Below are 24,540 nucleotides of genomic sequence, written 5' to 3'. Positions count from 1 at the left end.
AAAATAAGTAACTATGCCGAAAATATGAAATTACCGGCAATCTAAACCCAAAAAAGTTTTACGTTATAATTCCGCACGCAGAATTCATCCAGTAGGCAATATCCTACCATTCACGCACTCACACGGAGAAACAAAATCACATGAACAAAGAAGATTTATTCTTAATTTTGAGTAACATTTATACTAAAAACTGGACAAAAAGTCTTTGGGCAAAGAATTTTATCTTAGCTTTTTTTGTTACCATTAGCACTGGTTTAATTAGCAGTTGTTCTTTGCCCAGTCAAATTATAGGTAGTAGAACACCGCAGCAAACGGCTCAGGCTGAAAGAAAAGATGATAATGTTGCAAAAATTGCCCCGCCTCCAATCTTTAAAAATTCAAGAGACCCTAATTTTGTGGTTTCTGTCGTCCAAGAAGTAGGACCAGCAGTAGTTCGTATTGATACATCTAAGACAGTAACTTCTCGCGTTCCAGATCAATTTAACGACCCGTTTTTTCGGAGATTTTTTGGAAGTAGAGTCCCAGTAGAGCCTAGAGAAAGGCAGCAACGAGGAAACGGTTCTGGATTCATTATCAGTTCTAATGGTGAAATATTAACCAATGCTCACGTAGTGGACGGTGCCGATAGAGTAACTGTTGAATTGAAAGATGGTCGTAAATTTAACGGTCAAGTATTAGGTGAAGACCCGGTAACAGATGTTGCCGTGATTAAAATTGATGCTGATAATTTACCAACGGTTCCTTTAGGAGACTCAGAAAGATTGCAGCCCGGAGAAGCAGTAATTGCCATCGGTAATCCTTTAGGTTTAAACTACACTGTGACTTCCGGAATTATTAGCGCTACAGGTCGTTCTAGCAGCGATATTGGAGCTTCAGATAAGCGAGTTGATTACATTCAAACCGATGCTGCAATCAACCCCGGTAATTCTGGCGGACCTTTATTAAGTGCCCAGGGAAGAGTTATAGGAATGAATACCGCGATCATTCGAGGTGCTCAAGGTTTAGGATTTGCCATTCCTGTAAATACAGTTAAAAGAATTTCTGAGCAATTAATATCTAAAGGTAGGGTAGATCATCCCTATTTAGGAATTCAGATGGTGACGCTGACACCAGAGGTTAAAGAAAAGTTAAATAGCGAAATCGGAAATCCGAATATTTCTTCCGATAAAGGAGTTTTGCTAATCCGCATTATGCGTGGCTCCCCAGCATCTCAAGGCGGATTAAAAGCAGGGGATGTTATTGTCAGTATTAATAAGCAGTCCGTGAAACGTAATGAAGACGTACAGAAAATAGTTGAAAATAGTAAAATTGGTCAGCCATTAAGTTTAAAGGTAGAACGTAACGGACGAAGCGTAAACTTAACAGTAAGACCTGCACCTTTACCAGCAGCTAACCGTAGTTAAATATTAAAACAGGAGAAGCAGACAAATTGTAGTTATAAGTTTTAATATTAACTCCTAACTTGGAATTCTCAATACCCAATGTCCAATTGATACTATGTCTAAAAAACTTTCAATTATTGAGTTAGGTAATCCGATTTTGCGGCGAAAAGCCGAACCGGTGAATAATATTCAAGAACAAAGCATTCAAAAGCTGATTGATGATTTACTGGAAACAGTTGTAGATGCTAATGGAGTTGGTATTGCAGCACCGCAAGTAGCTCAAAGCTATCGAGTGTTTATTGTTGCTTCTCGTCCGAATCTCAGGTATCCCAATGCTCCTTTAATGGAACCTACAGCAATGATTAATCCTCGAATTATTGATTGTTCTGATGAAATGGTTAAAGGCTGGGAAGGTTGCCTGAGTATTCCAGGAATTAGGGGGTTAGTTCCGAGACATCGAAGTATCAAGGTTGCATATACCGATAGAGATGGTAACTTAATTCATCAAGAACTAACGGAATTTGTTGCTCGTATTTTCCAGCACGAATACGACCATTTTGAAGGTTTGGTATTTTTAGATCGAGTTGAGAGCACTTTGGATATTGCTACAGAGCAAGAATATCAAAATTTAATGTTTAATAAACTATAATCCAGCAAAATATTACGAAATATGAAATATAAAATTAACCAAGAAAAAATCGACTAAGAAACAGAAACCCGACTTTGAGAAATGACAAGTCGGGTTTCTTAAATGTGTGTGTAAGAGAGTCACTTATTCTTCAGGATTGCGATATCGCTTGTATACTTCCATTGCAGCTAGATAACATTTGTCAGCTTTTTGCAAGTTTTCGTTATTCTCGCCTCTAATACGCTGCTTATAAGCATTACCCAAATTATATTGAGTCATTGCCCATTGTTGGGGAACTAGATCTGGTTGATACACTTCTAGGGCACAATTGTACGACAATATCGCTATTTCAACATTTTCTGACTTGTCACCAGCGACGCGATCGCAATAAACATTACCCAAGTTATATTGAATTGTCGCCCATTGATACGGAAATACCGAACGTTGATATACTTCAAGTGCGGCAAAATAGTGTTGAATTGCTATTTCCAGATTTTCGGCTCTATCTCCTCTTTGACGACTTTTATAAGCCGTACCCAAATTATTTTGAGTCATAGCCCAATCTTCGGGAAAGATATCGCGCTGGTAAACCTCTAATGCCCCTTCATAACACTTAATGCCTTCATCCAAGTTATCAGCTTCATCTCCTGTAATCCGCTCAACTAAAGCATTGCCGAGATTATTTTGAGTTCCAGCCCATTCTTCGGGGTACTTATCCCGATTAAAATAGGATAATGCAACCTGATAACCTTTAATAGCTATTTCTAAGTTATCCGCTTTGTTACCAAGGGAGAACTGTTGAATTAATACACTAAAATTTACAATATCGACTAAGACACTATGAGTGATTGATGGTTGAACCTTCTCTACAGTTTCCTTCACCCAATCTTCTATAACTTGGGCAAAATGCGTATTTAATTTATCTAAATTCGCAGCTAGTAGAGGATATACAACTTTGGCGTTTCCGTTAGTTTTGGAAATAGTCCGTAATACTTCACCTAAGAAATCTAAATAATTCTGGGAAGATTTAGCCGCAGGTAAAGAATTTTTGATTCCTTTTGCTAAAGGCTTAGCAATATTTTGTAGAAATTCCGAAGCTTTTTGCTCTCCGATTTCTGCCATGATTCCCGCAACTTGGGCTAAAGTCAAAATGAATTGCGTATCAATTAAATCTTGATTTTTACGCAATATTTCAGCTTCGGCTCCACTAGGGCAACTCATCAAGGTTTCAATCAGTTCCAAGTAAGCAGAAGGGCGCTCGTTGTCTTCTGAATTAAACGTCTTAGCTGCCTGTGTTAACATACCCTTTAAATCGTCAGCTAAATTTCGCAAAAACTTAGCTGTTTCAACTGCACCCTGTTCTTCAGCTTTGATGGCTATTTGTTCCATCACCATAATTAAATCTTCATCAACCAATTTTGCATTGGCTTTTAAGATTACAAATTCCTCTCCACTAGGACAATCCAGAAGCTCTTTAATTAGAGCCACATACTCTTGCAGACGGCGTTCATCCATTAGGGTGAATCTCCGTAATTTTTAAGCTAATTTTTACACTTACTACCCCGCAAAGTAATCGATATAAATACCTTAATTCAAAGCTTTGATACATTTGTTGCTACTTTATGTAGATGACATGACGATATGAATTAGATGGGGGTAAGATGAGACAAAGGGAATAACTACTCAACGACTTGTTACTCCTAACTATTCCAAATTCCGAATTCAAAACTGCCGCTTCACTTCTAAAATGAAGATAGAATTTGTTGAGATTTGTATATTTAAGAGTTAACGTCCAATGGCTCCTGCCGTTTTAGTCGAAAATTTAAAGAAGCGCTACGGCACAACTGAAGCCGTAAAAAACATCTCCTTCAAAGTAGAGCCAGGAGAGATTTTTGGTTTACTAGGTCCTAATGGCGCTGGGAAAACTACAACTTTACGTGCTTTGTGTAGTCTAACTACACCTGATGCGGGTAAAATCGAAGTCTCTGGAATCTCGGTAATTGACAACCCTAGAGAAGCAAGAAAACGTCTTGGCTATGTTGCTCAAGAGGTTGCTTTAGATAAAGTGCTGACTGGAAAAGAGTTATTGCAACTTCAGGCAGCGCTCTATCATATACCTGCGAAAGTGACGAAAGAGCGGATTAATACAGTTTTAGATTTACTTGGTTTACAAGAATACGCGAATAAAAAAACAGGTACTTATTCTGGTGGTTTACGCAAGCGTTTAGATTTAGCTGCGGGATTGCTGCACGCACCTACTGTATTGGTGTTGGACGAACCGACTGCGGGGCTTGATATCGAGAGCCGTTTTGTAGTTTGGGAATTTTTAAGGAAGTTGCGAGAAGCAGGAACTACAGTATTAATTACTAGCCACTATTTGGAAGAAATTGATGCTTTAGCCGATAGGGTTGCAATTATAGATCGCGGTGAGGTAATTGCTACAGGAACACCATCACAATTAAAAGATAAAGTAGGGGGAGATAGAGTCACCCTGCGTATTCGCGAGTTTACTTCAGATGATGAAGCAGAAAAAGCCAAAAGTTTACTAACTTCCTTGCCTTTTGTTCAAGAAGTAATTATCAATGGCGCTCAAGGTAATTCATTAAATTTGGTAGTAAGTCAGCAAAATGATGCCTTGATTACCATACAGCAAGCCTTAAATGATGCCGGTTTACCAACTTTCGGTATTGCTCAATCTCGCCCTAGTTTGGATGACGTATATCTAGCAGCAACAGGACGTACTTTGATGGATGCCGAACTAGCTGCCGTAGGTACCCGAGATATGAAAGCTGAAAAGAAACAAAGTATGAAATAGCGAATAGGTAATTGGTAATTGGGCATGGGGCATGGGGCATACGGAGAAGGGAGAGAAGGGGGCAAGGGGATAAGGAAAAAATAAACTTTTTATAACTCCTAACTCCTAATTCATAACTCCTAACTCATAACTCCTAACTCCTAATTTTTAATCTAAAATCCACAATCTAAAATCTCAAATTATCATGAGTGGTACTGTTTTTTCTTCCAAGTCGGATATTAAATTAGAGCAAATTGCATCGCCACAACTATATAGCGATGCTAATCAAAGTGCTTTTGGCGAGTTAGTTCAAGAAACCTTAGCATTGACTCGTCGTCTATTTATTCAGTTGCAGCGTCGCCCTTCGACTTTAGTAGCTAGCATTATTCAACCGGTAATGTGGCTAGTATTATTTGGCGCGCTGTTTCAAAATGCACCAAAAGGAATTTTCGGCAATACTACAAATTACGGTCAATTTTTAACTGCTGGAATAATAGTATTTACAGCATTCGCTGGAGCGCTGAATGCTGGTTTACCCGTAATGTTTGACAGAGAATTTGGCTTTTTGAATCGGTTACTAGTTGCTCCTTTAGCATCGCGCTTTTCTATTGTATTTGCTTCAGCAATATTTATTGTCAGTCAAACTTTGTTACAAGCAGCCGTAATTGTAGGTGCTGCATCGTTTTTAGGTGCTGGCATTCCCGGTGCCGCAGGTTTAGTTAGCATTGCTTTAATAGTCTTTCTACTGGCTTTAGGTGTAACGGCTCTTTCATTAGGTTTAGCCTTTTCTTTGCCAGGACATATTGAATTAATAGCTGTCATTTTCGTAACTAACTTACCGCTATTATTTGCTAGTACGGCTTTGGCTCCCCTATCATTCATGCCTCAATGGTTGCAGGTTGTAGCAGCCCTGAATCCTTTAAGCTATGCAATTGAACCAATCCGCTATTTATATACTCATCAAAGTTGGGGATTAAATAGTGTAGTTATGCAGGCTTTTTGGGGTGATGTCACTTTTGGTGGTGCAATACTGGTTTTATTAGGCTTCGCTATTGTAGCATTATTAAGCATTCAACCCCGCCTACGCCGTACTCTTGCGTAAAATAGAAGCATTCATTGAAATCACAAAAGGGGAAAAATTGATGAAAATATCGATTTCACGATTAAGTAAATTAGTGGCTACAAGCTTTACTGGACTTGGCATTGCTTTGATAATTGCGCCTTCAGCAAGCTTGGCTCAACAGAATGAAAATGTTAACGTACCATCCAGCTATCAGAACGATGTTTTAGATACAAAACGGGGCGACTCAGGTTCTTTATACGGAACTGAAAGTGGTAATTTCGACCCCATGAGTTTGATTCATCGCTCGCAGCTTGGTACTTTAGACTGGCAAGGATTTTCTTCTCAAAATCGTCAGCAAATTAATTCCGCAGCAGGCTCATTTCGTGAAAGACAGCAAAAATTGCTGCAACAACGTCAACAGCAGCAACCAGCAAACAATCAGTTTGATTTTGTATTCCCAGTTTATACACCGGCACAAGCTACACCTGCTTCTGGCAATTAAAAGTCAAAAAAATTAGCGATTTTTTTATTTTTGTAGAGACGTTATATGTATAGCGTCTCTACATTTTTTTTGACTTTACTCAATTAAACGATGAATCATATTTACCTACATTTTGCAGTCAAAATAAAATCCATATCAATACTGCTCGGTTAAGAGTATATCCTCCCTAACCCTGCTTTAAAAGGAGGCAATAAAAGCCACGCCACTTGCTACAACCGAGGGAACCGAGCCGCACTTCCTGTGGGCAACGCAGTGGCTCCCCTTTTTAAAGGGGTTTGGGAGATATAAAGAGGGAGCATCCCGATTTTGAACAAACATTTTACCCGACACGCTGCAAGGGTGCGGCTACATAAACCAAGCCCACCTTCGTGGGCTAAGAATCCAGTAGCCCACAAAGGTGGGCTTGGTAGTATTAGCCCCAGGCTTTTAGTCTGCGGGCTTTTTGCCGCCATTGGGATGCTCCCTCTAAAGATAGGGTTTAATTCTTTAACCGAGTAGTATTGAAATCCATATTTCTATGAGATGCAGTGCTACATCTATAACAATGTGAAAGCATCATCTCATATTTTGCAGCAAACCCATTTTTTCAATTTAAAACTATAATCCCAAGGATTTTAAAACATCTTCAGCATGAGTAGTAGTATTGACGCTCTCGTCAACATTGCTAATCTTCCCATCACTATCAATAACGTAGGTAACGCGCTTCGCATATCCACCACCATCAACATCGTAAGCTGCGATCAAACTTTTTTCGGTGTCAACTAGTAAGGGGAAATTCAAGTTGTATTTTTGGGTAAAAGCTTGGTGAGAAGCTTCGTCATCTGCACTTACACCAAAAACTGCAATATCTTTGCTTTGATACTGAGGTTGAGCATCTCGGAAACTACAGGCTTGTTTGGTGCATCCGGGGGTATCGTCTTTGGGATAGAAATACAAAACGACTGTCTTGCCTTTGAAATCTGATAGAGAAACTGTATTGCCGTTAGTATCCTTTGCTGTAAAACTAGGTGCTTGGGTTCCAACTGGTAGAGGCATAACTTTAGTTAAATTTAGTAATATCTGTTGCAATGAGTATTTTATCTTAAATGCTTGCTGATTTATGAATGTTTATTTTTTGTTTTTAATTATACTTGTCTGCTGGTAATTGGATTCAATCAAAAATAATCCGATCGCAGAGTCTAAAATCTGGGTAAAAAGCTTTTTTATCAACTAAATTCCTATTTTTTAAAGTATTACAAGCAAGTTTCCCAAAATTTAGATTTTGAGCGAACATATATTTTACTTTTGGAAATATTCTGCTTAACAAATATTTTTATAATATCGTTCTCGGGATAGATTAAATATTTGTAAAACTGAAAATTATTCTGTTAAGTAATTCAATTTATACAACATTTTGTTAGTTAGAGATATTAGAGATAATATTCATCCCATTTTCTGCAATGCGATAAATATACAGAGTTTAAATATTGGTATGAAAAATATGTTTGTCTATATCTATTTAGTATATTTACTTATTTTTACAAATTCATATTCATAAAAACTTTATAAATATAAAATTAGTGTGAATTTTACGAAGAAAAATATTGAACAGCATCTTACTGTTTTTAAATAATAAAAATAGCTTGTAGATAAAAAATAAATCATCTAGGATAAGCGAATTTAGTTTAATGTTTAACAGCTAACTAATTAGATAGTCATTGATTTTCCTACAAAATGAGGAATTAACTAACAATGGTTACTCCTGACAAAGTGAGTATTTCAATAATCATTCCGGTACACAATGGAGGAGAGAGCTTTCGTAAATGTTTGTCGAGTTTAAGAAAATCAGAAATTGCTCCAAATGAAATAATCGTGGTGTCGGATGCAGACACTGATGGTTCTTGGCTAGTAGCCTCAGAGTTTGGAGCTAAAGTAATCAGAATGCCAGAAAATCAAGGTCCAGCAAAAGCCCGAAATTTAGGTGCAAGTATTGCCAGTGGTGATATTTTGTATTTTGTAGATGCTGATGTAGTTATTTCCCCAGATGCTATTACTCAAGTTGAGAAAGCTTTTACTCAGGAGCCATCGCTAGCTGCTTTAATTGGCTCCTATGATGATGAGCCTGGAGAAACTAACTTTTTGTCTCAATATAAAAATCTACTTCACCACTATACTCATCAGATAGGTAATGAAGAAGCCTTCACGTTTTGGGGTGCTTGTGGAGCTATTCGTCGTGAAATATTTCTCTCTTTAGGGGGATTTGATGAGAGTTATCGACGACCGAGTATAGAAGACATTGAATTAGGATATCGTATCAGGAGTGCTGGTTATAAAATTAGACTTTTCAAGAATTTGCACGTTAAACATTTAAAAAACTGGGGTTTCTTATCTCTTGCAAAAGCAGAGATTTTATACCGTGCTTTACCTTGGACAGAATTAATTTTACGTCACCGCCAGTTAAATAACGACTTGAATCTTGGTGTATCTAGTCGTTTAAGTGTTATCTGTGTCTTTGGAATGTTGACAAGTTTGTTTTTAAGCTTTTGGTGGGTGGGATTTTTAGCTATAGCCGCCCTATTGAGTCTGGTAGTGCTACGGCTTAATTTTGAAGTTTACCGATTTTTCTATAGAAAACGCGGTTTAACCTTTGCATTGCGCGTCATTCCTTGGCATTGTTTTTATTACTTTTACGGCGGTTTAGCTTTTGCAATTGGTACAAGCAATTATTTATGGAATGAGTGGTTTTTATCAAAATTAGATACTTCCACTACTTGAGAGAAGGCAACAATAAAAACAAACACACCCGTTATTTAGTTTATGAACAATAATCAAGTTGTCGTTATCGGAGCAGGTCCTGCTGGTCTGACAGCTGCTTACCACTTAGTGAAAAATGGTATCAAGCCCATAGTGTTAGAGCAATCAGACAAAGTAGGTGGAATCTCTAGAACCGAAAAGTATAAGGGGTATCACTTTGATATTGGCGGTCATCGGTTTTTTACTAAAGTGCCAGAAGTGCAAGACCTGTGGTACGAAGTTTTAGAGGATGATTTTATTAAGACTCCGCGCATGTCGCGGATTTACTATCAAGGTAAATTTTTTCAATATCCATTGAGTGCATTTGATACTCTCGGGAAGTTAGGTATATCAGAAAGTTTTCTGATAATCTGGTCTTATTTGCAAGCAAAGCGGGAACCGTTGCCCGTGGAAGAGAATTTGGAGCAGTGGGTAACAAACCGCTTTGGAGAACGTCTATATAAAACATTTTTCAAAACCTATACCGAAAAAGTTTGGGGTATTCCCTGTAATCAGATTCAAGCAGAATGGGCTGCTCAGCGAATCAAAGGTTTGTCTGTAAAAACAGCACTATTGAATGCATTCATCGGTAAGAACGACACCAAAACCTTAATTAAAGAATTTGATTACCCCAGATTAGGACCGGGAATGATGTGGGAGCGCTTTGCAGAGAAAATAGAAGCAGCCGGGGGTGAGGTGCATATGAATACCAAAGTACTTGGTATGGAACGTCAAAATTGGCGTATTAATCAGATTATTGCCGAACGCGATGATAATTTGATTCAATTTGAAGCCGATAATTTTATATCTAGTATGCCTCTGAATAAGTTAATTCAGAAAATGAACCCTGCACTACCAACCGAGATAGTGGAAGCTGCAAATGGTCTAAGATATCGTGATTTTCTGATTGTGTCGTTGATTATAGATGCACCAGATTTATTCCCAGATAACTGGATTTACATCCACTCTCCCGAGGTGAGAGTTGGACGAATTCAGAATTTCAAGAATTGGAGTCCTGCAATGGTTCCCGATGCAAATAAGACTTGTTTGGGTATGGAATATTTTGCCAATATTGGCGATTATTTATGGTCAAAGACGGATGAAGAACTAATTGAGCTAGCGACTAAAGAATTAGAAACTTTGGGATTAGCTAAAGGTGCAGTAGTCGAAGATGGAGTGGTTATCCGTCAACCCAAAGCTTATCCAGTATACGACCGAGATTATCGTCAACATTTGCAGGTGATTCAAAATTATTTGCAGAAATTTGAAAATCTACAAACTACCGGTCGTAATGGAATGCATCGTTATAATAATCAAGACCACTCTATGCTTACAGCTTTGTTAGCAGCAAAAAATTTATTAGGAGAGCAGCATGATTTGTGGGGAGTTAATACCGAGCGCTCTTATCACGAAGATTTTACCAAGGAAGAATGGAAGGAATTTCCATCGGAAGACGATAATGATTTGACTACTGTAGCTTCTAATAAACAGTAGGTCGCAATAACTTGATGTAAATAAAAGTAGCTAATAATTCATTTGTTTACCCGATAGGATTTTAATATATAACCTTTATTTACATCAACTTGTTTTATTTATATCTTTGATATTAAATATTTAAGTCATGACGAATATCAACATAAATTACGGTTTTATAGCCAATTATTTGTATAGATTAAGTTAAAAAAAACGAAAAAATGCTTGTAGCTGGTAGCTATTTAATTTCAACCCAGGTCATTAAGTTAAGGATAGTATATGAGCGAACCTCAAGTAACAATTATTGTTTCTCCTCGCGAACGTTTTAGCTATACCCGCGAGTCTTTAGAAAGTATTTACGAAAATACTCAAATCCCATTCAAACTGATATATGTAGATGGAAATTCTCCGAAAAATATACGGGAATATTTGGAAATTCAAGCTCAGGAAAAAGGTTTTCAACTGATTCGCACCGATTATTATCTAACTCCTAATCGTGCTAGAAATATTGGGTTAGCACAAGTCGATACCAAATATGTGGCTTTTGTCGATAACGACATTATTCCTGCTGCGGGATGGTTAAAAGCTTTAATTGACTGTAGCGAAGATACAGAAGCTACTGTAGTTGGCCCGTTAATGTTTCAATATTTACCATTACATCAAGAAATTCACTTTGCCGGTGGTGAATCTCATATCGTTGTCGATCAAAAAGGTAGACGGCGGTTGCGGGAAAAAATGTATAAGCAAGGCAAACACATTACAGATCCGCGAGTCAAATTAGAGCGTACAGAAACCGAACTTTGCGAGTTCCATGTCATGCTGGTTCGTACAGAAATATTCCAGCACTTAGGAATGTTTGACGAACAGATGCTGAATACAAAAGAACATCTCGACTTTTGTATGAATGTTATTAAAGCCGGGAGAACAGTGTATTTTGAGCCTGCAAGTAAGGTCACTTACGTTCCCACATCGCCTTTGAAATTTAGCGATTTGCATTACTATATGTTGCGTTGGAGCAATGCTTGGGAACTCGCAAGTCTTTTACGCTTGCGGCAAAAATGGAATCTAGCTGAAGACGGATATTTTCAACATAAATATAAAGCATTAGGCTGGAGACGTAGAGATACAATCTTGATGCCGATTGTGCGTGCTTTAACTTTGGGTATCCAAAACCAGTTTCTGCATAAAGTTGTCATGTATGGTTTGTTGGCACCTATTGAAAAGTTGCTTAATCGATACCTGACGAGTGTCTATGCAAAAAAACATCTTCAGCCTAAATCTGCAGCAGTCGTAACTCAGCAACGACAGTTATCCGAAGTTTAAAAAAACTGATGAAGATTCTTCTGCTTAATGACGTAGGAACAGCTACCGGAGGTGCAGAAACACAAATGCTTTCCCTCCGGGATAACTTGCGTTCTTTGTCTCACGATGTACGTTTGTTTTCTAGTGAAGCGAAACCAGTAGCTGATAGTCCTTTGCTTTCGGAATATAGTTGTTTTGGCACGAATAGTCTATTTCAAGTAGTTTCCCAAACGGCTAATATTTCTGCTTATCTAAATTTGCGCCGTGTTTTAGATGAATTTCAACCGGATGTTGTGCACGTGCGGATGTTTATGTGGCAACTTTCACCCTTGATTCTCCCGCTACTTGAAGAAGTTCCTTGTCTTTACCAAACAGCGGTATATAAAGCCATTTGTCCTATGGGAACTAAGCTACTCCCCGATGGCAGCCCTTGTAGATACACTGCTGGAAAAGCTTGCTTGCATCATGGTTGTCTGACACCACAGTCTTGGGTTATGTATATGTTACAGCGACAGTTGTGGTTGCATTGGCGACATGCTTTTGATGCAGTTGTGGCTCTGAGTCATGCAATGAAAGCAAATTTAGAAGCAGAAGGAATTAAGCCGGTTAAAGTAGTTCACAATGGTGTGCGAAAGCGTCCGCAACGTCCGCCTTTAAGCGAACCACCGACTGTTGCCTTTGCTGGCAGGTTAGTCTCAGAAAAAGGAATTGACGTTTTATTAAAGGCATTTGCCAGAGTTAAGCAACGTATACCGTTAGCTGAATTAGTTATTGCAGGGCAAGGAGTTGAATTTGATAATTTAAAACTATTAGCTGAACAATTAAAGGCTACAAAAAGCGTCAAATGGTTGGGACATATATCGCGTCAAGAATTGGAGCAGCACTTTGATTTGGCTTGGGTACAAGTAATACCTTCATTGTGGGCGGAACCTTTTGGCAATGTTACCACAGAGGCAATGATGCGAGGTACCGCAGTTATTGCTAGTGCTACCGGGGCACAACCAGAAATTGTTAGCAATAATAAGACGGGTTTTTTAGTGCCACCCGGAGATGTTGACGCTCTTGCAGATGCTTTATTAAAGTTGCTTAGCAACCGCGAATTAGCAGAAGCAATGGGAGAAGCTGGGCGCGAGCGAGCAATGCAAGAGTTTAGCGAAGAACAACGTACCCAAAGTTTCCTCGATATTTATCAAGAAATTAGTGTTGAAAGCAGTCAAAAGCTAGTCTGTTAATCAGTTCAACTAATAAATTAATAAATTAAATCTTCTCATAAATATTGTCATCAAGGCATTTGAATATTGAAAAATTATCGTCATTTAAATACCGATAATCTCCGTGCCGATCTTAAACGTCGCTCACTTTTATCTGGTTTAATCAGCTTTGCGGCTCAACCAATTAAACTTGCTTTGGGAATTGGCTCAACTGCTATACTTGCTCGCATCTTAACACCGGCAGACTTCGGCTTGGTGGCAATGGTTGCGCCTCTGCTTTCTCTGGCTGACAGCTTAAGTAATTTTGGTTTAGAGACAGCTACCGTACAACGAGAAGAACTCGATAACCAACAACTGAGCGCTAGCTTCTGGCTATCTTTAAAAATTAATGCCGTAGTTGTAGCCTTGATGGTAATTATGGCTTGGATTCTTGCCAATTTCTATGGAGAAGAGGAATTAATTGGAATCACTCTTTTAATTACTTTGGGCTTTGCGGCTGTCTGTTTAACATTTGTGCATAAATCACTGTTAAAGCGACAGATGCGTTTCGGCATACTGACAACAATTGAAGTTGTTTCGCTGATTTTGGCGGCAGCGATCGCCATTGTGGCAGCTTACGAAGGTTGGGGATATTTGGCTCTAGTGTTGCAACTAGTTGTTATGCAGCTTGTACAAAGCATTGGTTATTTAATTATCTGCCCTTGGCTACCAGAAAAACAGATTAAAAAGCATACAAACAATCACAGAGATAGTAATTTACAAGCAATTTTATCTTATGGAGCGCACCTTACAGGTTTTCGGTTTCTGATGCGTATTGGTATGCAATTAGACCGAATACTCATAGGTTATTTAAGTGGAGCAACTGCTCTAGGTTTTTATCAAGTTGCTTATAAATGGTCTTATTTTCCTTTTCAACAGGTTTACTTCTCACTTTTTGATGTTGCTGTTTCCAGCTTTAGCCGTACTCTCCACGATCAAAATTTATATCGCAGTTACTGTCGTAAAGTCTTAATGTTGCTGTTTGGTTTATGTATGCCAGCTTTAGCTTTTTCCTTTGTAGAAGCTCGTAAGCTGCTGCTATTACTCTTAGGGAATCAATGGTTGGAAGCTGTTCCCCTGTTTCGAGTCTTATGCATTGCGGTATTCGTTGGCAGTATGTACCGAGTGACGAAATGGCTTTATATATCAGCAGGACAAACTCAGCAGCAGTTCCGTTGGGGGCTGATTCACACACCAGTAGTAATTTTAGCAGTGGTAATTGGTTCTCAATGGGGAGCTTTTGGGGTTGGGGCTGGCTACACTACCGCAATATGTTTATTGACTTATCCATCGGTGGCATTTTGTTTGAAAACATCACCTTTGACAGCAACAGATTTTCTTACCGCAGTAAGTTGTCCAGCATTTTCTTCTATTAGTGCTGCATTTGTCTTATATCTATGCAAACAATTTTTGCTTAGCTTTGATAATTTGATAGTTAATTTATTTGTAAGTTTAATTATATTTTCTATTATTTATATTTGCTTTTGGTTTGTATTTCCTGGAGGAAGACAATCGGCAGCAGAAGTCTTACTAAATATCAAACAATTACGTCATAAATCTAATTAAATCTGAAAATATAAATCATCGATAAACCATAAAAAACACATGAATAACTTGAGAATCAATACACCATTTATATCTATCGTAATTCCTACTTACAATCGTCCTGAAAGATTATCAGATTGCCTGGAATCATTGACCAAATTAGAATATCCCCGCGATTGCTTTGAAGTTGTGGTAGTTGATGATGGTAGTAAAATTTCACTCGAATCAGTCGTAGAACCTTTCAAACATCAGTTAGAAATTACATTACTTAAACAAGAAAATGCTGGTCCTGCAACTGCTCGCAATACAGGTGCTAAACAAGCGAAAGGAGAGTTTCTTGCCTTTACTGATGATGATTGTAAACCAGCACAAGACTGGTTAAAAACATTAGCAGATAAATTTGTCAATGCCCCCGATTGCTTGATTGGAGGAAAAACCATCAATATACTTGCCGATAATCCATTTTCTACCGCATCTCAGGAATTGATTAACTACCTCTACAGCTATTACAACAAGAACCCTCAAAAAGCAACCTTCTTCGCCTCTAATAATATTGCCGTATCAACAAAACTCTTTGATAACATCGGTGGCTTCGATACAACCTATCCAAGAGCCGCAGCAGAAGACAGGGAATTGTGCGATCGCTGGCTGCAATACGGCAAAAAAATGGTTTACGCACCGGAAGTTGAAGTTTATCACGCCCACAAATTGACGTTATCAAGCTATTGGAAACAACACTTTTTTTACGGGCGCGGTGCTTTCTGCTTTCATCAAGTTCGTGCTAAACGTGCCCATAGGGAAATTAAAGTCGAACCCATTTCATTTTACTTAAATTTATTAAAGTATCCGCTGTCGCAACCAACACCTCAACCGAAATTATTATTATCTGCCTTATTATTTATCTCTCAAGTTGCCGGAGTTACGGGATTTTTCTGGGAAAGAACTCGTCAAACTAGTAATTGAAGCCATTTAATTAAATACATTGGCGACGTAGGCGTATTTTTAAATTAACTATTCAATTAACGATATGGGAATTATTCGCAATGACCACTATTCAAAAAAAACCGGCTAAAAAGAGTATTTTTTTTTCAAAATATCTATCTTATTCTAACTGCCTAATTGCAATCTTTTTTATTGTGAGTTTAATTGGCATTATTAATCATGAAATGTGGCGCGATGAAACTCAAGCATGGCTAATTGCGAGAGACTCTTCGACTCTAATTGACTTATATCAAAATTTAAAATATGAAGGACATCAAGGCTTATGGCATTTATGTTTGTTTATAATTGCCAAATTTACTCATAATCCCTTTGCGATGCAGTTATTTCACATACTGATTGCTACTGCCTCTGTCTATCTGATTGTTAAATTTTCACCTTTCAATATTTTACAAAAAACTTTTCTTAGTTTTAGCTATTTTTCACTGTTTGAATATAATCTCATTAGTAGAAACTATAATTTAGGTTTATTCTTAGTTCTACTATTTTGCTACCTGTTTACTAGCAAAAATAGAAACTACATTGCTATCTCTTCAACCTTAGCGTTCTTAGCAAATACAAATATTTATTCTCTACTAATTTCTTTATGTTTAACTGCTACTTTAATGATTGATTTAGTCGATAAAAATTTTAAACAAAAAAATCAATTAAATCGCCGACAACAAAAATATCTAAAAATAGGTTTCATAATAATAATTTTAGGTATATCCTTCTCAATTTTTCAATTAATTCCAGTTGCGATACTAGATACTGCGAACGATATCAATAAAAGTGTAAGTCAAAGTGCAGGTGAAGATACAGTTGCACCCAAGCCTGATTTAATATTAATTATTTTAAAACGGTTAAATTATAGTATCAGAGCAATTTTTAATAGCTATCTCCCTATTCCTAATTTTCTCAAATATCATTTCTGGAGCGATAACATCATGTCTAACTTCAGCTTAATGAGATTCTCGTCTTCATTCTTTTCTTTGCTCCTGTTATGTTTCTCAATATTTATATTTATTCAAACACCAAAAGTCTTATTACTATACTTATCAGGTACTTTTGGCATAATTTTATTTACATGGTTGAAATGGCAAGGAACTTTAAGGCATCATGGTAATTTGTTCATTCTTTTTATCGCTTGTCTATGGATAAGTAAATTATCCGATAAATCTGATATTATATCGAAATATTTTCGACGAATAACTCATTTTTCCCATAAATATCAGAAAAAAGCGATCGCAGTGATTTTACTAATTCAAATGTTATCTGGTTTATATGCCTATAGCATGGATTTGATTTACCCTTTTTCTAAAAGTCAAGCAGCCGCAAATTTTATTCAAAAGCAAAACTTAAGCGATAAATTTATTCTTGCCGACAGAGATACAATCGTCTCACCTATTTCTGCTTATTTAGATAAAAAAATATTTTATCTAGCATACGATAAATTAGGAAGCTTTTTCTTCAATCCTAAAGTTAAATTTATTCAAAATCAATCAGAGCTAATTGAGAAAGTAGAAAATTTAGCTGCAAATAATTCCAGAGAAAATCTTTTAATATTAGGCTATCCTCTCAACATTAAGTCTCAAATATTAAAAATTAGTTTAGTCGGTCAATTTAGTAACGCTATAGTTGCGGAAGAAAACTACTATATATATATAATAGAAAATATTCAGAAATAAAGCACTTAATCGGCAAAAATGCTGTATATCTATTATCTTAGTTTATTGTTTATTCATCATATCAAAGGGATAGATATCTCTCGAAAACATTTAAATGCTTTAAATTTACACTTAAACTTAATGCCTTCCTCTTCCCTATTCCCTAACCAGAACCTATCATTTTCTACAAGAGAAGTGAAGTTTTTAAACCTTTCTTCGTTTCCGCAAGAAATACATTGCAGTTGTTTTACAACAGAGTTAGTAACATAATTGTAAATTTGATAGGCAAATATTACTAAATATTACATTTACAATCAAGTTAATTTGTGAGAATTAATCTCCTTGCCAGGAGAACAACACCTACACCACTTGCGACAATGTGCATGTTCCTTCCTCCGGATATCTCCCTACCCTGTATTCTTAATCCTGTAAGATAAAAAGTTTAGTAAATAAAAAAAACATTACTATTAATATAGTAAGTAAAAATTATGCCAATATAGCTAAAATGCGTGCTGTAGATTCACAAACTCAAAAGAAATTTGCTTATACTGATTTCACCCAAAAACGAGCTATCCGGGCGTTAAGATGTTCACCTTTTAAGTTAAGCTTGTTTGAACAAATGCTTTCAGAGCGTGTAGCTATGAGTGAAATTTCTGGGTTAAATGGTCTGAAAAATAACTACACTAAACGTTCTTTATCGGAGTTGGCGGCTGATAATGCTTTGTTATGGTTGATTGAAGTTGGTTTACTACGGCGTGAAGTCGATGGACAAGGAATTACAGATAGTTTTCGCTTAACTCCTTTAGGTCGTCAACTCGTAGAAGATGCATCATTCCAATCTTGGGGTGTTCCAACAATTGGCGATCGCCTGCTGAATGCATTAATACGTATATTTAGATTACCTTTTTAATTAATTAGGTAAGTAAAAGTTAGGAGTGAGGTTGATAAGGGAACAATAATTACTGAAGCCTCTACTCCCTTTATGAAGTGTATATAAGTCCGAATATAAATTCATCTTCATTTTGAACGGGATTTAATGGCGAAGACTAAGTGTAACTAACCCTTTAGTCATTAATGCCATTTTTTCCCTGGCTTCATACTTTAACTCAATAAGTCCGATAAACAAAAATAATAGCTAACTATGAAATCAATTATGGTAGTGGGGACAACATCCCACGCAGGGAAATCACTCTTATGCGCTGCAATATGTCGTATATTATCACGACGTGGTTGGCGAGTGGCTCCCTTTAAAGGTCAAAATATGGCTAACAATGCTTATGTTACAGCCAATGGAGGAGAAATTGGCTATGCACAAGCGGTACAAGCTTGGGCTGCTGGAGTAGTTCCTTGGATCGAAATGAATCCAGTTTTACTCAAGCCCCAAGGAGATATGACTTCCCAAGTAATTATCAAGGGCAAAGCTGTAGGAAAAGTCAGCGCTACAGATTATTACGAGCAATATTTTGACTTGGGATGGAGAGCCATTGAGGAATCCCTACATAATCTAGGAACGGAATTTGATTTATTAGTTTGCGAAGGAGCCGGAAGTCCAGCGGAAATAAATCTTAAGCACCGCGATTTAACTAATATGCGAGTTGCCAAGCATTTAAACGCTATGACTCTATTAGTTGTTGACATCGAACGAGGTGGAGCTTTTGCTCACGTTGTCGGTACTTTGGAATTATTGGAACCAGAAGAAAGAGCTTTAATCAAAGGTATCGTAATTAATAAATTCCGGGGGCAGCGTTCGATATTAGAACCAGGAATTAAATGGCTTGAAGAAAAGACGGGTATTCCAGTAGTAGGAGTTATCCCTTACTTAGAACAAGTATTCCCCGCCGAAGACTCGCTGGATTTATTGGAAAGAAAACCTCGTAAATTTAACGGTGAACTAAATATTTCGGTAGTTAAACTACCAAGAATCGCTAATTTTACCGATTTTGACCCATTAGAGTCAGAACCCAGCGTTGGCGTCAAATACTTGAGTCCAAAGCACGAGCTAGGACATCCGGATGCAGTAATTCTTCCAGGGACTAAAACTACTATACCTGACTTATTAATGCTGCAAAGAACGGGAATGGCCGAACAAATCCAAAATTATGCCGCAGCCGGTGGTACCGTACTCGGAATCTGTGGTGGTTTTCAAATTTTGGGTCAGATGATAGCCGATCCAGAAGGGATAGAAGGACAAGCCGGTAGATTTGGAGGCTTGGGATTACTACCTGTAAAAAGCGTAATCACCGGGCAGAAAATCGCCAGACAGCGGCAAGTTACTTCTAATTTTCCTCAAACTGGCTTGCCGGTTCATGGGTTTGAAATTCACCAAGGACGTTCGCGAATTGAAACTCAAGGTCCTGCTGCTCAAGGTTTCGAGCCTTTATTTGACGACATTAATTTGGGTTTGGTAGATAAGTGTCAATCAGTGTGGGGTACTTATCTTCATGGTATGTTTGACAACGGTCCTTGGCGACGCGCTTGGCTAAATCGTTTGCGGCAGCAGCGCGGTTTAAAATCTCTACCTACTGGTGTTCCTAACTACCGCGAGCAAAGGGAAAAATTATTAGATTCTTTGGCAGTAAATGTAGAACGCTATTTAGACTTAAGCGTTTTGTTATCGTAGTTAATGGTTGGTGGTTAGTTGTTAGTCCATCAAACTAACTGCTAACTACTTTGTCATAGTTTCATTAATCTCTGAACATGAGCGTTAAAGTCCACTTTTTGCCGGATGATGTTACGGTTGATGCCCAAGCCGGAGAACCTTTACTTGATGTCGCCGATAGAGCAGGGGTATTGATTCCTACGGGTTGTTTAATGGGTTCTTGTCATGCTTGTACGGTTGAGGTTAAAGATGGAGATATTATCCGCGCTTGCATCAGTTCTGTTCCAGCAGGTAAAGAAGAATTAACAATTAATATATTTACCGATCCTACTTGGTAAATAACCTCAATTAAGCTGCTACGCCCGTTTACTTTTTCTTTACGAAAAGCCTTTTAGCTATTCGAGCGGACTAATCCCAGTTTGGGCGTATTCCTTAAACCTTTCCAAATTTTCTTGCAATGTAGTTTCTACAACCCGTCCAAGAAATAGATTATCCATGATTTTGCCAATAATACCCGGTATAGCATAACCAACGGTTAGTTTGACAATACTACTATTGTGACGGTCGTAAAATCTAATTGCGCCTCTATTAGGCAAACCATCAACTGATTCCCACTGGATGATCTGATTGGGAATCACTTTTACAATGCGCGATCGCCAGCTAAAATTAAATCCACCAGTATCCAATTTCCACAGCGATAATTCCGGATTGTCTTCAAGAATTTTGACTGAATCAATCCATTTCATCCAGCGAGGCATCTGCTCTAAATCCGACCACATACCCCATACTCTATCTATAGGAGCTTCTACCTCTACTTGTACGGTATGCTCCAACCAGTTAGCCATTCCTTATTATTATCCTAATTTTTGATTTGGAACTCTTGAAGGCATTTATTAATAACTTTCTAAAGAACAACTGCGCTACGATTGGTTTTCATGTTCTCCAAAACAACCTTTGCTGCACGCCTGCCCGAAATAGTCGCTCCTTCCATACTATCGATATAATCTTGTTGAGTATAGCTACCCGCCAGAAAGAAGTTTTCTATAGGAGTTTTTTGCGGAGGACGATAGACATCCATTCCTGGTGCTTCTCGGTACAAAGACTGAGCCAACTTTACGACACTGTACCAAGTCATATTTAATTCTCGGGAGGAAGGAAATAGCTTGTGTACTTGAGCTAAGACGTGTTTCGCTATATCTTCATTACTTTTCTTAATAAAGGGGTCTCCCGGCGTTAATACCAGTTGCATTAAAGAGCCACTTCCTTCTCGATAATAATCAGATGGGCTGGTTAAAGCTAAATCAGCAAAGCAAGAAAAGTCAGCATCGGGGGTATACAGCAAATTATCTATTCCCACAGCTTCTTCGAGCTGCTTGCGTTTTTGAGCGTCCTGCATTTCTGTAACCCAGCCATCGAAGCGCAATTGCACTGTGGCGACGGGTACGGCATCCAATTTGTAAATGTTGTCAAATTCTGACCATTTACGCCATTCTGAAGGAATTAAACGAGTAATTCCAGGTACGTCACAAGCACCAATGTAAGCATCGGCGGTGATATGTTCTTCAGTATCGCCATTTGCAACAACTAATCCATCTACCTGGGCTACACCCGCTTGTTCGCTAAAATTGATTTTTCGTACTTGGCGGCGAGTATGAATTTTGGTTCCCCTCTCTTCTAGATAATTCACAATTGGTTTGTGCAAGTACTCTTGAGGAGAACCTTCAAGCATCCGCAGTTTTGAAGCTTCAGTTCTGGCTGCGAATAGCTGAAATATAGTCAACATGCAGCGAGCTGACATATTTTCGCAATCGATAAAACCTAAAGCATAAGCGATAGGATTCCACATCCGTTCGATACTTCCATTGTTTCCACCGTGACTGCGGAACCAATCTGCAAAGCTTACTTTATCTAAGTCACGAATAGTTCTCATGGCACCTTCAAAGTCAACCAAGCCTCTTACAACCGGGCTTGTTCCTAATGCCAGAGAATTTTGCAGCTTGTCCTGAAATGACAATTGAGAAGTGGTAAAAAAAGCTTTTAATCCATTGAAGGGAGCGCCAGTGAGGAAGCGAAAATCTAAAGCGCCGGTTCGCCCACCTTCATTGATAAAGTTATGGATATGTTCTTTTGAACGTAAGTGTTTAAATGCACCCACTTTTTTCATCAAATCAAACAATTGATAGTAGCACCCGAAAAATACATGCAATCCCATTTCCAGGTGATTGCCATCACTATCAATCCAACTACCTACTTTCCCACCGATAAATGGGCGAGACTCGAAAATTTGGATTTCACAACCGGCATCTGCTAAATCTACAGCACATGATAAACCGGCTAGTCCCGCACCTACGATTGCAACTCGCATTCCGTTTTTTTTGATTGAGCATCTTTAAACGATTGTAACTGAGTTGGTGTCAGAATTTGCCATGCATAAAATAATAATGTAGAACATACAGATTGAAAGCTCTACATTTCGATCATCTTCAACCGTTCAAGAAGAATAAAATTTGCTTTTGCCCACTAGCTTTAACCTGCTACATCTTTATTTTCTCCCGATATAGACAAACCTCGGATTAATTCTCGAATTACATCTGTAGCAGGTCTGCCAGTTTGCTGGCAATATTTTTCCAGTTTGTCCGCTTCTTGTGCTGCGAGATTGACTGTTATACGTTTTACAGCCCATTTCTTATTGGTCATTGTGTAGTGTTATCTGCTGTATATTGACATCATGAAAGGAATCAAAATAAATAATGAGAGCGACAATCCTATCAAAGTTGCTAGAAGTAAACAAGATTTGTATTAATACAAAAAGTAAAGTTTAGTTTCCTCACAATATTAGTGAAAGCAACGGTTGGGTCGATACCATTATTTATCAATTAAGGAAGGTTAGTTCATTTGAAGGTAGATTGATTGCCTACAGAAGATTAACTTAAAAAGTTATCTTACAACCAGGTGATAGAAATAAATTGTATAAATTTATGAGAGAGATTTACTGTTAAGCAAATAACGGTTTACAAGTTTTTATCTCGTCATAAGTATTTAATTCTATCTTGCAAATATTTTCGCCAAATACTTCCGGAGAAAACATATGCCAAAGTACCTGAAAATATGGCATCAAAGTATTAGCTTGTTCGGTATTGAGGCGTTCGCTAATTTCCTGTCCTAATAGATGCAGCATTTGGCTAATTATTTCCCAACTTATTTTTAGAGTTGGATAAAGCATTACACATAAAGGAAATAATTCATGTGCAATAGCAGCTATATTTCCTTCTAGAACACATACCCACAAGTACACCTGAAACATTTCCACGTCCCAGAGACTAGAAATAATAACTTTGTGGTTATTTAATTTGCCAGAATAAGAGCGATAAGCTGGATATAGCTCAATTACTTTTCTAGTAATTCTCTTGGCAATATGAGTACTAATTGGTAATAGATTTCTTACAGCACTTAAAGCCACGGAATCGGAATCAAGTTTTGCTGCTGCCATGTAAGCACGTTGCAACGGCATATATAAATGATCGTCAACAACTTTGAAGTAAGTGCTAAGTATGCTTTGTTCAATGCCAGAAAGTAAATGTAAAAGCATTTGACCGGTGTAATGAAACTGCATACTTACAAAGCCAATTACTCTAGGATCTTTTTGCGTGTATTTTTGTCTTAAGTCTCCAAGGGAAGAACTAATAGCTTTTGTTAATTGATTGGGAGCAAGCCGTTGGGCATATATTGGATCTTCAGGCGAAGCTCGTGATTCTTCTTTAGAGGCTAATTCACTTACCATAGATGGTTCGCCTGGTGCTGCGCGCATGTAAACATCCAAGGATTTTTCGTAAATTTTGCAAGAATCTCTTGTAATTTCCCACGGATCGATCAACTCTGTTTTGATACGATGTCTTTTTAGCTGTTTAGATAGCAATTTCTCAGTTTTGTTCCAAGCTTGCAAACTAACATTTCGCATGGATGATTTAAGCTTTTGCGCTGTTATTTCTCGCCGATCTGGGGAAGTAACTACTTTCAAATTCTGGCACTCAGCAGGTTTACTATAGCCAAAAGCCACAGAATCAGCGTCAAGATTTTGCAAATATTTTTTTGCCCACTGCACTCCTAAAGATTCAACACTGGCATTGTTTATTTGCTTTTTATAAACGCTTGAATTATTCCCTAAGTATTCGTACATATGAATAACAATTTATAAACATATTTTCTATAAAACTATCAAGTTACTGATTTCTCGATTGTATATCTATTTTTTTTAAATAAATTTTCTCTTCACTTAATCTTTATTGAATATCAATTTTTTTTGATGTTTTTTATCTTTATAAAGCCATTACATGTGTTCTGTAAAGACTTCATTCAAAAAAAAAATAACGTCAAATTACAATCAGATAATATATGTAATTAGCATACATTTGTTCATTAATATCAACTTTAAAGATATAGTATATTTTAAAATTACTGAACATTTATAAGCATAAAATTATATTTCAATCTTGCATGAATATAACTAAAAGACCTCTCCCTATATTTAGAAAGAGGTTGATACGGTATTAAAGTTCGTAACTAAAATTATTTTTCTAAATACAAT

At 37.5% G+C, this 24,540-nt stretch carries 21 protein-coding genes; 15 read left to right on the top strand and 6 right to left on the bottom strand.

Annotated elements, in window-relative coordinates; translation table 11 throughout:
• The first annotated feature begins 140 nt into the window (after window positions 1–140).
• Entirely contained in the window at window positions 141–1,403 is a 1,263-nt protein-coding gene (locus RIV7116_RS33380) for an HhoA/HhoB/HtrA family serine endopeptidase (RefSeq protein ID WP_015122774.1), read from the top strand.
• Window positions 1,404–1,497: 94 nt separating this feature from the next.
• The gene (gene def, locus RIV7116_RS33375; protein ID WP_015122773.1) at window positions 1,498–2,031 is read left to right on the top strand and encodes a peptide deformylase; all 534 of its coding nucleotides are present in this window, start codon (window positions 1,498–1,500) and stop codon (window positions 2,029–2,031) included.
• Window positions 2,032–2,154: 123 nt separating this feature from the next.
• On the opposite strand, the gene RIV7116_RS33370 is transcribed toward def, so the two are convergent.
• Complete coding sequence (locus RIV7116_RS33370; RefSeq protein ID WP_015122772.1) at window positions 2,155–3,525, bottom strand: tetratricopeptide repeat protein; 1,371 nt, start codon at window positions 3,523–3,525, stop codon at window positions 2,155–2,157.
• A 280-nt stretch (window positions 3,526–3,805) separates the two neighbouring features.
• Between RIV7116_RS33370 and RIV7116_RS33365 the strand changes: the two genes are divergently transcribed.
• The 3 genes from RIV7116_RS33365 to RIV7116_RS33355 all read left to right on the top strand — a co-directional run bounded on the left by RIV7116_RS33365 (window position 3,806) and on the right by RIV7116_RS33355 (window position 6,369).
• The gene (locus RIV7116_RS33365) at window positions 3,806–4,825 is read left to right on the top strand and encodes an ABC transporter ATP-binding protein (protein WP_015122771.1); all 1,020 of its coding nucleotides are present in this window, start codon (window positions 3,806–3,808) and stop codon (window positions 4,823–4,825) included.
• Between the two features lie 184 nt (window positions 4,826–5,009).
• Window positions 5,010–5,906: an ABC transporter permease gene (locus tag RIV7116_RS33360; protein ID WP_015122770.1), complete on the top strand. Its 897-nt coding sequence runs from the start codon at window positions 5,010–5,012 to the stop codon at window positions 5,904–5,906.
• Window positions 5,907–5,946: 40 nt separating this feature from the next.
• Window positions 5,947–6,369 carry a hypothetical protein gene (locus RIV7116_RS33355; protein ID WP_015122769.1) on the top strand — a complete coding sequence of 141 codons (423 nt, stop codon included), beginning with the start codon at window positions 5,947–5,949 and terminating at the stop codon, window positions 6,367–6,369.
• A gap of 597 nt (window positions 6,370–6,966) precedes the next feature.
• Here the strand turns inward: RIV7116_RS33355 and RIV7116_RS33350 are convergent.
• Window positions 6,967–7,404 carry a peroxiredoxin gene (locus RIV7116_RS33350; protein WP_015122767.1) on the bottom strand — a complete coding sequence of 146 codons (438 nt, stop codon included), beginning with the start codon at window positions 7,402–7,404 and terminating at the stop codon, window positions 6,967–6,969.
• A gap of 696 nt (window positions 7,405–8,100) precedes the next feature.
• On the opposite strand from RIV7116_RS33350, the gene RIV7116_RS33345 reads away from it, so the two are divergent.
• From RIV7116_RS33345 to RIV7116_RS33300, 10 genes are all read left to right on the top strand, one after another.
• Complete coding sequence (locus RIV7116_RS33345; RefSeq protein WP_015122766.1) at window positions 8,101–9,123, top strand: glycosyltransferase family 2 protein; 1,023 nt, start codon at window positions 8,101–8,103, stop codon at window positions 9,121–9,123.
• A 42-nt stretch (window positions 9,124–9,165) separates the two neighbouring features.
• Window positions 9,166–10,635 (top strand): NAD(P)/FAD-dependent oxidoreductase, encoded by a 1,470-nt coding sequence (locus RIV7116_RS33340; RefSeq protein WP_015122765.1) that lies wholly within the window; start codon window positions 9,166–9,168, stop codon window positions 10,633–10,635.
• Window positions 10,636–10,893: 258 nt separating this feature from the next.
• On the top strand, window positions 10,894–11,937 hold the full coding sequence (locus RIV7116_RS33335; RefSeq protein WP_015122764.1) for a glycosyltransferase family 2 protein: 1,044 nt from the start codon (window positions 10,894–10,896) through the stop codon (window positions 11,935–11,937).
• 8 nt (window positions 11,938–11,945) lie between these two features.
• The gene (locus RIV7116_RS33330; protein WP_015122763.1) at window positions 11,946–13,148 is read left to right on the top strand and encodes a glycosyltransferase family 4 protein; all 1,203 of its coding nucleotides are present in this window, start codon (window positions 11,946–11,948) and stop codon (window positions 13,146–13,148) included.
• A gap of 66 nt (window positions 13,149–13,214) precedes the next feature.
• Window positions 13,215–14,732 (top strand): lipopolysaccharide biosynthesis protein, encoded by a 1,518-nt coding sequence (locus RIV7116_RS33325; protein ID WP_015122762.1) that lies wholly within the window; start codon window positions 13,215–13,217, stop codon window positions 14,730–14,732.
• Between the two features lie 39 nt (window positions 14,733–14,771).
• Window positions 14,772–15,674, top strand: a complete 903-nt coding sequence (locus tag RIV7116_RS33320; RefSeq protein WP_015122761.1) for a glycosyltransferase family 2 protein — start codon at window positions 14,772–14,774, stop codon at window positions 15,672–15,674.
• Window positions 15,675–15,754: 80 nt separating this feature from the next.
• On the top strand, window positions 15,755–17,377 hold the full coding sequence (locus RIV7116_RS33315) for a hypothetical protein (RefSeq protein ID WP_015122760.1): 1,623 nt from the start codon (window positions 15,755–15,757) through the stop codon (window positions 17,375–17,377).
• Between the two features lie 484 nt (window positions 17,378–17,861).
• Entirely contained in the window at window positions 17,862–18,266 is a 405-nt protein-coding gene (locus RIV7116_RS33310; protein ID WP_015122758.1) for an Npun_F0494 family protein, read from the top strand.
• Window positions 18,267–18,497: 231 nt separating this feature from the next.
• On the top strand, window positions 18,498–19,976 hold the full coding sequence (cobQ, locus tag RIV7116_RS33305) for a cobyric acid synthase CobQ (RefSeq protein WP_044291327.1): 1,479 nt from the start codon (window positions 18,498–18,500) through the stop codon (window positions 19,974–19,976).
• Between the two features lie 77 nt (window positions 19,977–20,053).
• Window positions 20,054–20,293, top strand: a complete 240-nt coding sequence (locus RIV7116_RS33300; protein ID WP_015122756.1) for a 2Fe-2S iron-sulfur cluster binding domain-containing protein — start codon at window positions 20,054–20,056, stop codon at window positions 20,291–20,293.
• 57 nt (window positions 20,294–20,350) lie between these two features.
• Here the strand turns inward: RIV7116_RS33300 and RIV7116_RS33295 are convergent, their stop codons facing one another.
• The 4 genes from RIV7116_RS33295 to RIV7116_RS33280 all read right to left on the bottom strand — a co-directional run bounded on the left by RIV7116_RS33295 (window position 20,351) and on the right by RIV7116_RS33280 (window position 24,132).
• Window positions 20,351–20,800 (bottom strand): SRPBCC family protein, encoded by a 450-nt coding sequence (locus tag RIV7116_RS33295; RefSeq protein ID WP_015122755.1) that lies wholly within the window; start codon window positions 20,798–20,800, stop codon window positions 20,351–20,353.
• Window positions 20,801–20,859: 59 nt separating this feature from the next.
• A complete protein-coding gene (gene zds / locus RIV7116_RS33290) occupies window positions 20,860–22,320 on the bottom strand; it encodes a 9,9'-di-cis-zeta-carotene desaturase (RefSeq protein WP_015122754.1) in 1,461 nt (486 codons plus the stop codon).
• A 161-nt stretch (window positions 22,321–22,481) separates the two neighbouring features.
• On the bottom strand, window positions 22,482–22,652 hold the full coding sequence (locus RIV7116_RS33285; protein WP_015122753.1) for a CopG family transcriptional regulator: 171 nt from the start codon (window positions 22,650–22,652) through the stop codon (window positions 22,482–22,484).
• Between the two features lie 298 nt (window positions 22,653–22,950).
• A complete protein-coding gene (locus RIV7116_RS33280; RefSeq protein WP_015122752.1) occupies window positions 22,951–24,132 on the bottom strand; it encodes a hypothetical protein in 1,182 nt (393 codons plus the stop codon).
• Between the last annotated feature and the right edge of the window lie 408 nt (window positions 24,133–24,540).

The sequence above is a fragment of the Rivularia sp. PCC 7116 genome (assembly GCF_000316665.1).
Classification (GTDB): Bacteria; Cyanobacteriota; Cyanobacteriia; order Cyanobacteriales; family Nostocaceae; genus Rivularia.
The sequence above is the reverse complement of the archived record's forward strand: the minus strand, read 5'-3'. Positions and strand labels throughout refer to the sequence as shown.

What these genes read in the sequence shown, in the direction of transcription:
- RIV7116_RS33350 (WP_015122767.1), bottom strand. Translation starts at nt 7,404, where the DNA reads ATGCCTCTACCAGTTGGAACCCAAGCACCTAGTTTTACAGCAAAGGAT.
- RIV7116_RS33300 (WP_015122756.1), top strand. Translation starts at nt 20,054, where the DNA reads ATGAGCGTTAAAGTCCACTTTTTGCCGGATGATGTTACGGTTGATGCC.
- RIV7116_RS33295 (WP_015122755.1), bottom strand. Translation starts at nt 20,800, where the DNA reads ATGGCTAACTGGTTGGAGCATACCGTACAAGTAGAGGTAGAAGCTCCT.
- def (WP_015122773.1), top strand. Translation starts at nt 1,498, where the DNA reads ATGTCTAAAAAACTTTCAATTATTGAGTTAGGTAATCCGATTTTGCGG.
- RIV7116_RS33335 (WP_015122764.1), top strand. Translation starts at nt 10,894, where the DNA reads ATGAGCGAACCTCAAGTAACAATTATTGTTTCTCCTCGCGAACGTTTT.
- RIV7116_RS33280 (WP_015122752.1), bottom strand. Translation starts at nt 24,132, where the DNA reads ATGTACGAATACTTAGGGAATAATTCAAGCGTTTATAAAAAGCAAATA.
- RIV7116_RS33285 (WP_015122753.1), bottom strand. Translation starts at nt 22,652, where the DNA reads ATGACCAATAAGAAATGGGCTGTAAAACGTATAACAGTCAATCTCGCA.
- RIV7116_RS33310 (WP_015122758.1), top strand. Translation starts at nt 17,862, where the DNA reads ATGCGTGCTGTAGATTCACAAACTCAAAAGAAATTTGCTTATACTGAT.
- RIV7116_RS33370 (WP_015122772.1), bottom strand. Translation starts at nt 3,525, where the DNA reads ATGGATGAACGCCGTCTGCAAGAGTATGTGGCTCTAATTAAAGAGCTT.
- RIV7116_RS33380 (WP_015122774.1), top strand. Translation starts at nt 141, where the DNA reads ATGAACAAAGAAGATTTATTCTTAATTTTGAGTAACATTTATACTAAA.
- RIV7116_RS33340 (WP_015122765.1), top strand. Translation starts at nt 9,166, where the DNA reads ATGAACAATAATCAAGTTGTCGTTATCGGAGCAGGTCCTGCTGGTCTG.
- RIV7116_RS33365 (WP_015122771.1), top strand. Translation starts at nt 3,806, where the DNA reads ATGGCTCCTGCCGTTTTAGTCGAAAATTTAAAGAAGCGCTACGGCACA.
- RIV7116_RS33355 (WP_015122769.1), top strand. Translation starts at nt 5,947, where the DNA reads ATGAAAATATCGATTTCACGATTAAGTAAATTAGTGGCTACAAGCTTT.
- zds (WP_015122754.1), bottom strand. Translation starts at nt 22,320, where the DNA reads ATGCGAGTTGCAATCGTAGGTGCGGGACTAGCCGGTTTATCATGTGCT.
- RIV7116_RS33315 (WP_015122760.1), top strand. Translation starts at nt 15,755, where the DNA reads ATGACCACTATTCAAAAAAAACCGGCTAAAAAGAGTATTTTTTTTTCA.
- RIV7116_RS33320 (WP_015122761.1), top strand. Translation starts at nt 14,772, where the DNA reads ATGAATAACTTGAGAATCAATACACCATTTATATCTATCGTAATTCCT.
- cobQ (WP_044291327.1), top strand. Translation starts at nt 18,498, where the DNA reads ATGAAATCAATTATGGTAGTGGGGACAACATCCCACGCAGGGAAATCA.
- RIV7116_RS33360 (WP_015122770.1), top strand. Translation starts at nt 5,010, where the DNA reads ATGAGTGGTACTGTTTTTTCTTCCAAGTCGGATATTAAATTAGAGCAA.
- RIV7116_RS33345 (WP_015122766.1), top strand. Translation starts at nt 8,101, where the DNA reads ATGGTTACTCCTGACAAAGTGAGTATTTCAATAATCATTCCGGTACAC.
- RIV7116_RS33330 (WP_015122763.1), top strand. Translation starts at nt 11,946, where the DNA reads ATGAAGATTCTTCTGCTTAATGACGTAGGAACAGCTACCGGAGGTGCA.